1 protein-coding gene is annotated in these 1,499 nt (G+C 69.2%); it reads left to right on the top strand.

Annotated elements, in window-relative coordinates; genetic code table 11:
• Nucleotides 1-107: 107 nt before the first annotated feature.
• Complete coding sequence (locus BSB02_RS39135) at nucleotides 108-1,466, top strand: IS4 family transposase (protein ID WP_206185143.1); 1,359 nt, start codon at nucleotides 108-110, stop codon at nucleotides 1,464-1,466.
• Nucleotides 1,467-1,499 lie beyond the last annotated feature (33 nt).

Genomic DNA, 1,499 nt, shown 5'->3' with positions numbered 1-1,499 from the left:
CAATGCCGTATAGATAGGCGTTGGGTGCTTGTGTCAAGTCGCCTGAAATGGGACGGAGCTCCTGCTAGAACGGTGTCGACCAAGATCACTGTTCGGCTAGGAGCTCCGTGGACACGCATTGTGTCATTTCTCGTGAGGTTGTGGTGGCGGCCGGGGCGTTCGCGCCGGGGCATCTGGGCGAGCTGACCCGGCTGGTGCCATTCGAGATGATGGATCAGGCGCTGGCGGCGACGGGCCGGGTGGAGTCGCGGGTACGGGACCTGCCCTCCCGGGTGGTGATGTATCTGCTGCTGGCCGGGGCGTTGTTCCCCGAACTGGGATGGCGCGGGGTGTGGCGGAAGCTGACGATGGGACTGACGGGCCTGGCGGTGGCGTTCCCGACGGGCGGGGCACTGGCACAGGCCCGCCGCCGGGTCGGGGCCGAGCCGATGCGATGGCTGTTCGACCTGCTCCGTGGTCCGGCGGCCGGGATCGCCACCCCCGGTGTGTGGTGGCGGGGACTGCTGGTCTGCGCGATCGACGGCACCACGATGGCGGTGCCCGACACGCCCGCGAACCTGACCACCTACCTCAAACACCGCTGCAACAACGGCGGGGCGGGCTATCCGGCGCTGCGCCTGCTGGCGCTGGTGTCCTGCGGCACGCGCACGATCCTGGACGCGGTGTTCGGCCCCACCAGCGACGGCGAGACCACGCAGGCGCCACGACTGCTGGCCCGCCTGCGCGAGGGGATGATCGTGCTGCTGGACCGCAACTTCGCCGCCCACACGCTGGTGACCGCGATCGCGGGAACCGGCGCGCACGTCCTGGTCCGGGCGCGTAACAGTCGGGCCCTGCCCGTCCTGCACCGTCACCACGACGGCTCCTACACCTCCCGGCTCGGCGTCCTGGCGGTCCGGGTCATCGACTGCGAGATCGCCATCACCACCAGCGCGGGCCGCCGCACCGGCCTCTACCGTCTCGTCACGACCCTGACCGATGCCCGCACCCACCCCGCCGGCGAACTGATCACCCTCTACCACCAGCGATGGGAGGTCGAGACCGCCTACCTGGAGATCAAATCCACCATTCTGGGCGGCCGGGCCCTGCGCGCCCGCACCCCCGCCGGCATCACCCAGGAGATCTACGCCCTCCTCACCGCCTACCAACTCGTGCGCCTGGCCATGGCCGACGCCACCACCACCCAGCCCGGGCTGGACCCCGACCGGGCCAGCTTCACCATCGCCCTGCACACCGCCCGCGACCTGATCATCCAAGCCGCGGGCGTCATCACCGACACCGCCATCGACCTCCTGGGCACCATCGGCCGACACGTCCTGGCCGACCTCATGCCCGACCGGCGCGTTCGCACCCGCCCCCGCGTCGTTAAACGCGCCATCTCCAAATACAACGCCAAAGGCACCGTCGACCGAACCAGCTACAAGGCCACCATCAGCATCGACATTCTGGCCGCACCCGACCCTTGACGCCCGGCTCCAGACCTTAACTACACGGCATTG

Origin of the sequence: Thermoactinospora rubra, from assembly GCF_002093975.1 — a bacterium.
GTDB lineage: Bacteria > Actinomycetota > Actinomycetes > Streptosporangiales > Streptosporangiaceae > Nonomuraea > Nonomuraea rubra_A.
The sequence above is the reverse complement of the archived record's forward strand: the minus strand, read 5'-3'. Positions and strand labels throughout refer to the sequence as shown.